Below are 6,158 nucleotides of genomic sequence, written 5' to 3' on the forward strand. Positions count from 1 at the left end.
ACGGGAGCAGGCCGTCCCGGTCACGGCCGTCCTGCGGGACGCGGCCGGGGCGGAGTCCGTGGGGCGGCCTGTGCGGTCGCGTGGGTGCGCCGGTACACCCGCAGTTCTCCGGCGGGCGGCAGCACCAGCGGCCAGGCCGCCAGGCGGTAGTGGGCCGTCTCGTCGTGGGCCGCGACGGTGTAGGACCAGCCCTCCCGCAGCACACCCAGGGCGTTCTCCCGTTCCGCCTCGGCGCGCGCCCACTCCCGTATGACCGAGCCGGGGTCGGGGACACCCTCCGCCCGGACGGGACGCAGGCAGGCCGGTGGCAGCCAGGGGGTGCCGGGGCCGGGGTCGAGCGCCCTGGCGACGCGTTCCGCCTGCCCGCGCATCCACCGCACCGCCAGGCGCGGGGTGGGGGCCAGGTGCAGGCCGAGCATGATCTGGGAGGGCCGGCCGGGGGCGCTCGCCGACAGCTCGCACCAGAAGCGCATCCAGGTGGCGGCCCGCGTCACGGCATCCGGCCGGCGCGGTTCGCGGCCTTCACACGGGCGCTCAGCAACTCGGCCCGCGTGGCCGGGCGCAGCACCTCGGGCAGGGCCGCCCACTCGCGGCCCCCGCCGACGGGACGCAGGAGGTAGTACGCGGCGTCCCTGTCCTGGAACTCGCCCACGGTCCTGCGGATCTCGTCGTAGAGCGCGTCGCCCTTGGCGGGCTCGTCGGTGGTCATGTTCTCCAAAGCTCCCTCGCTCCTTCCCGTGGGCACCGCATCGCCCGGCGGGCGGAAGGCCGAAACCGATCGCGTTCTGTGCACAGCCAACTGCGCCGGGTGCCGATCCGGGTACGGTTGAGGGGAGGCAGGACGATGAAATCCATGAACACGCGGGGGGTTGGCGTGGCCGAGGCATCCCACGGCAGTCGCAACTCGGGGCTTGAGAACCTGCTCGAACAGGCGCGATGGTCCGGGACGCGGTTCGCTCACGCCGTGAACCGCGCGGGCGCCGAGGTCGGCCTGGTGCTGAAGTACGACCAGTCGGCGGTCTCCCACTGGCTTCGCGGGACGCAACCGAGGGAGCAGGTCAGGCCCGTCGTCCTGGAGGTTCTGGGACGCAGGCTCGGGCGGCCTGTCACGTACGCGGAAGCGGGCTTTCGGCGGCCGAGGAGTCAGAAAGGCGCGGAAAGCGGAGACACTGCCGAATCCCTCCTGGATCTCGGAAGGACCGACATGGAACCGAGTCGCCGCGGTGTGCTCACCGCAGGGCTGTACTCCGCCACGTTCGCCGTCCCCCTGTTCTCGGACCAGGCGCACGCGGAGGAACGTACGCGCCCCACCCGGCCGACGACCCGTATCGGCGAGGGCGAGGTGGCGACCGTGCGGACCATGACCGACCGCATCGCCGACATCCTCGACGAGCTGGGGGGCGGCCACGCACGCCCCATGGCCGCCGCCTTCCTGGTCAACACCGTCGCACCGTATCTGCGGGCATCGGCGACGGAGGCCGTCCGCAAGGACATGCTCTCCGCCGCGTCCGACCTGACGTACCTCACGGGCTGGATGGCCATGTACGAGCGCCGGCACGGGCTCGGGCAGAAGTACTACCTGCAGGCGCTGAACCTCGCCCGCGAGGCCGGTGACCACGTGACGTACTGCCGGACGCTGCGCGGCATGAGCCTCCAGGCCTCGAACCTGCGGTACGGGAAGAAGGCGCTGGAGCTGGCCGACTCGGCGGCCGAGGCGGCTCCCGAGGCGGGGCCGCGCCTGGCGGCCTTCCTCCGGGGCCAGCAGGCGCACGCCGCGTCCATGGTGGGTGACAGGCGGCAGGCGTTCCAGCGGCTCGGGGAGGCCGGGACGGCCCTGTCGAAGGCGGACTCGCGCCGTGAGGCGATCGGCGGCTACGACACCTCCGCCTACCAGTTCCACATCGCGCACGTCCTGTACGAGACGCGGGACCTGCCGGGGTCCATCGCGGCGCTGAAGGCCTCGCTCCGGGCGAAGCCCGAGCAGGAGCGGCAGGGGCGCCTCCACGCGAACGCGGTGCTGGCGCAGCGGCAGTTCGAGTACGGGCACGTCGAGGAGGCCTGCGCCACCTGGCACACGTTCCTCGACGACTACGCGATGCTGTCCACGGCGAGGGGGGACGAGCACTTCGAGACCATGCGCCGCCGTATCGCGTCCCGCCGCAGGCTGCGCGCGGTCCGCGAACTGGACGAGCGGGTCCGGCAGGTGGCGGTTATGAAGGGGCAGAACGTGCCACAGGGCGCGGCGTGACGGGAGGAGCGGCGGGTATGACCCAGGTCGAGGGCGCGAGGCTGTTCCGTGAGTCCTGGATCGCAGGCGTTCGCGAGCACTTCCCCGGTGAGCCGAAGCCCGGCTATGTGACGCCCTGGGAGGAGACCCCGCAGTGGGAGCTCGAGGCCGTCTACGAGCAGGTGCGGCAGTTCCTCGAACTCAGCGGCGGGCACGCCTCGCGTCTCACCCGGGAGCAGAAGGGCCGCTACGTCGCCACGTGCTGGATCGCCCAGATGTTCAAGCACTTCGAGGACCCGAAGCCGTGGTACGTGGCCGACTGGGCCGACCTGCCCGGCTGGCAGAAGGAGACCGACGCGGACATCTTCGAGGCCATCGAGAAGACGCTGAACTGAAGGTCTCCGGGGCGGTGTCGCGGTTGTTGCGGTCGCCGTCCGGCGTCAGGACGTGCCCGGGCGGGTGCCGGACCGCCCGCGCGTAGTCGGGATCCCCGGCCCGGTCCGCCTTGGCGATCAGGTTGGCGCCGTCGCCGTCCTCGCCCGCCCGGAAGCGCTGGACACTGGCCCGCACCGCCGGGTGGAGGGTGGCGCCCCGTTCCCAGTCCGGGTCGCCCTGGGCGCGTCCGCGTTCGCGTTCGTCCTCGAAGTGCCTTGCCCACTCGGCGAATCCACTCGTGCCCATGTGCGCTCTCCCCTTCCGGGGCGTGTTCGTCGTACGTCTTCGGATGGACGACGCGCACCCAAGGCCGTGTCGTTCCGCTGCCGGCCGGTGGGGCGCTTGGCTCTCGACGCGGGGCGCGCGGGGCGCGCGGGGAGGGCGCGGGCGCTGTGCGGCGGAGGCGCGTACGGGCGTGCGAGGGGCGTGCCGGTGGTGTCCGCCCTGCTGCGGACGGGTGGGAAGGGGATATGCGGTTGCGTGAGGGGTTTATCGACACGTCGTCATTCTTGCGAGTGGTTGAGACGTTGTGGGTGGTTCGCCGGAATCTCGTCGGGCAGTCTGAGTTCGCGACGTCGCTGCGACAACCTCAGGCACACGCTCCGGAAGGACAGAACATGGCACGTACCCGCATCACCCGGTTCGGGGCCGTGGTGGTGCACGCGCTTCACGGGCTCGGATGAGCCGACGGGCGCCGGCCGGGCGGGGAACCGGCCGGTGGCCCGGGAGAAGGAAGGGATGGGGCGGAGCGGCCGCACTCGGTGCGGCCGCTCCGCTGTCGTGCGCGCTGACGGTGCGGGCCGGTGTGCGGGCGGTCGCCGGGGCGACCCCGAGACGGTACGGGGGTCCGTCCCCCTTCCGGGGGTGGAGTCGGCGGCCCGCCTCCGCCCTGAGAGGGACCCGGCACCGGGACCTGGGGGCGATCCGGGGCGAGGGGCGCGGATCCTAGCGTTGGGCCATGACCACGCATGGGACGGCCGCGACCGTGACGCCGCTGACCTTCACCTCGTACGTACGGGCCCGCGGGCCGGTGCTGCTGCGCACGGCGCGCTCGCTCACCGCCAGTCCGAGTGACGCCGAGGACCTGCTCCAGACGGCGCTGACCAAGACCTATCTGGCCTGGGAGCGGATCGAGGACCAGCGCGCGCTCGACGGCTACGTGCGCCGCGCGCTGGTGAACACGCGCACCTCGCAGTGGCGCAAGCGCCGGGTGGACGAGTTCTCCTGCGAGGAGCTGCCGGAGCCCGAGCCGGTGCCCGGCCCCGACCCCGCCGAGCGGCAGGCCGTGCGCGACGCGGTGTGGCGGGCGGTGCTGGCGCTCCCGGAGCGGCAGCGGGCCATGGTGACCCTGCGCTACTACGAGGACCTGAGCGAGGCGCAGACCGCGGCGGTGCTCGGGGTCTCGGTCGGCACGGTCAAGAGCGCGGTGTCGCGGGCGCTGGCCAGACTCCGCGAGGACCCGCGGCTCCTGGCGGACGTGCTGGGCGGCGAGACGGAAGGGGGAGCGCGGGGTGCTCGGGGGGTGGCGCGGGGGAGCGCCGGCGGGGACGGGAGCGGCCCGAGGGGACTGAGAGACGCGGGGGGCTTCGAGGGGGAGGCGGCGGTCGCCGCGTAGCGGCGGACCCCGGGGGAAGGACGGCGACATATCCGGGTCCGGCCTAGTGACATACCGACCGGTCGGTGGCAGGCTTCCCGCGACGACCGCGCCGCCCGCCCGCCCGCCCGCTCGCGGCGGCGCACGTATATCTCGTTCACGGGAGGCCCCGGTGCTGAGCACGATGCAGGACGTACCGCTGACCGTCTCGCGCATTCTGCGACACGGAACCACGGTGCACGGAAAATCGCGGATCACGACCTGGACCGGGGAAGGCGAACCGCATCGCAGGAGCTTCGCCGAGGTCGGCGCCCGCTCCGCCCAGCTCGCCCACGCCCTGCGCGACGGGCTCGGGGTGGCCCCGGGCGACCGCGTGGCGACCCTGATGTGGAACAACGCCGAGCACGTCGAGGCGTACTTCGCCATTCCCTCCATGGGCTCGGTGCTGCACACCCTCAACCTCCGGCTGCCCGCCGAGCAGCTCGTGTGGGTCGTGGGTCACGCGGCCGACAGGGTCGTGCTGGTCAACGGCTCGCTGCTGCCGCTGATCGCGCCGCTGCTGCCCAAGCTGGAGCCGGTCGAGCACATCGTGGTCGTCGGCCCCGGCGACACCTCCCTGCTGGAGGGCTGCCGCCCGGCCGTCCACGACTACGAGGCGCTGATCGAGGGCCGGCCGACCTCGTACGACTGGCCCGAGGTGGACGAGCGCGAGGCCGCGGCCATGTGCTACACCTCCGGCACCACCGGCGACCCCAAGGGCGTCGTCTACTCCCACCGTTCCGTCTACCTGCACTCCATGCAGGTCAACATGGGCGAGTCGATGGGGCTGACGGACGCGGACACCACCCTGCCGGTGGTGCCGATGTTCCACGTCAACGCCTGGGGCCTGCCGCACGCCGTCTTCATGACCGGCGTCAACCTGCTGATGCCCGACCGCTTCCTCCAGCCGGCCCCGCTCGCCGCGATGATCGAGGCCGAGAGGCCCACCCACTCGGCGGCCGTGCCCACCATCTGGCAGGGGCTGCTGGCGGAGCTGGCCGCCAACCCGCGCGACATCTCCTCCATGAAGAACGTCACCATAGGCGGCTCGGCCTGCCCGCCCTCCCTGATGCGGGAGTTCGGCGAGAAGTACGGGGTCACCGTCACCCACGCCTGGGGCATGACCGAGACCTCCCCGCTGGGCACCGTCGCACACCCGCCGGGCGGGCTGAGCGAGGAGGAGGCGTGGCCGTACCGCGTCAGCCAGGGCCGCTTCCCGGCCTCCGTCGAGGCGCGGCTGATCGGCCCGGACGGCAGCGAGATGCCGTGGGACGGCGAGTCCGCCGGTGAGCTGGAGGTACGCGGCCCCTGGATCGCCGGGGCGTACTACGGGGGCGCGGACGCCGAGCCCCTGCGCCCCGAGGACAGGTTCAGCCCCGACGGCTGGCTGCGCACCGGCGACGTCGGCGTGATCACCCCTGACGGCTACCTGACGCTGACCGACCGCGCCAAGGACGTCATCAAGTCCGGCGGCGAGTGGATCTCCTCGGTGGAGCTGGAGAACCACCTGATGGGCCACCCGGCCGTCGCCGAGGCCGCCGTCGTGGCCGTGCCCGACGAGAGGTGGGGCGAGCGCCCGCTGGCCACGGTCGTCCTCAGGGAGGGCGCGGGCGAGGTGTCGTACGAGGACCTGCGCGAGTTCCTCTCCGGCAAGGTCGCCCGCTGGCAGCTTCCCGAGCGGTGGGCGGTGATTCCGGCGGTGCCGAAGACGAGCGTCGGCAAGTTCGACAAGAAGGTGATCCGGGCGCGGTACGCGCGGGGGGAGCTGGAGGTCACCCGGCTCTGACCGCGCACGGCGCGCGGGGACCGCGACGCGCGCACGGACCGCGGCGGCGGCCCGGACGGGGACTCCCCGTCCGGGCC

Annotated in this window: 5 protein-coding genes and 2 pseudogenes; 4 read left to right on the forward strand and 3 right to left on the reverse strand. The window is 73.0% G+C overall.

Annotated elements, in window-relative coordinates:
• Positions 1-20: 20 nt before the first annotated feature.
• Both LJ221_RS10640 and LJ221_RS10645 read right to left on the reverse strand, forming a co-directional pair.
• Positions 21-494 carry a hypothetical protein gene (locus tag LJ221_RS10640; protein ID WP_241715707.1) on the reverse strand — a complete coding sequence of 158 codons (474 nt, stop codon included), beginning with the start codon at positions 492-494 and terminating at the stop codon, positions 21-23.
• Positions 491-709: a hypothetical protein gene (locus LJ221_RS10645; RefSeq protein ID WP_241715710.1), complete on the reverse strand. Its 219-nt coding sequence runs from the start codon at positions 707-709 to the stop codon at positions 491-493. The genes LJ221_RS10640 and LJ221_RS10645 overlap by 4 nt, the downstream gene beginning before the upstream one ends.
• 144 nt (positions 710-853) lie before the next feature.
• Here LJ221_RS10645 and LJ221_RS10650 point away from each other — a divergent pair, with 144 nt between their 5' ends.
• Together LJ221_RS10650 and LJ221_RS10655 are read left to right on the forward strand one after the other, a co-directional pair.
• Complete coding sequence (locus LJ221_RS10650; RefSeq protein WP_241715711.1) at positions 854-2,248, forward strand: hypothetical protein; 1,395 nt, start codon at positions 854-856, stop codon at positions 2,246-2,248.
• Between the two features lie 17 nt (positions 2,249-2,265).
• Positions 2,266-2,622 (forward strand): hypothetical protein, encoded by a 357-nt coding sequence (locus LJ221_RS10655; RefSeq protein ID WP_241715713.1) that lies wholly within the window; start codon positions 2,266-2,268, stop codon positions 2,620-2,622.
• Positions 2,623-2,689: 67 nt separating this feature from the next.
• Here the strand turns inward: LJ221_RS10655 and LJ221_RS10660 are convergent.
• A pseudogene (locus LJ221_RS10660) lies at positions 2,690-2,908 on the reverse strand (ferritin-like domain-containing protein); the annotation flags it as partial.
• Between the two features lie 712 nt (positions 2,909-3,620).
• Between LJ221_RS10660 and LJ221_RS10665 the strand changes: the two are divergent.
• Both LJ221_RS10665 and LJ221_RS10670 read left to right on the forward strand, forming a co-directional pair.
• Positions 3,621-4,130 (forward strand): annotated as a pseudogene (locus LJ221_RS10665) (SigE family RNA polymerase sigma factor); the annotation flags it as partial.
• Between the two features lie 298 nt (positions 4,131-4,428).
• Positions 4,429-6,081 (forward strand): long-chain fatty acid--CoA ligase, encoded by a 1,653-nt coding sequence (locus LJ221_RS10670; protein ID WP_241715715.1) that lies wholly within the window; start codon positions 4,429-4,431, stop codon positions 6,079-6,081.
• Positions 6,082-6,158: the final 77 nt, after the last annotated feature.

This window comes from Streptomyces sp. CNQ085 (assembly GCF_022614595.1).
GTDB lineage: Bacteria > Actinomycetota > Actinomycetes > Streptomycetales > Streptomycetaceae > Streptomyces.

Coding starts and splice junctions, on each gene's coding strand:
- LJ221_RS10645 (WP_241715710.1), bottom strand. CDS start 709: ATGACCACCGACGAGCCCGCCAAGGGCGACGCGCTCTACGACGAGATC.
- LJ221_RS10650 (WP_241715711.1), top strand. CDS start 854: ATGAACACGCGGGGGGTTGGCGTGGCCGAGGCATCCCACGGCAGTCGC.
- LJ221_RS10655 (WP_241715713.1), top strand. CDS start 2,266: ATGACCCAGGTCGAGGGCGCGAGGCTGTTCCGTGAGTCCTGGATCGCA.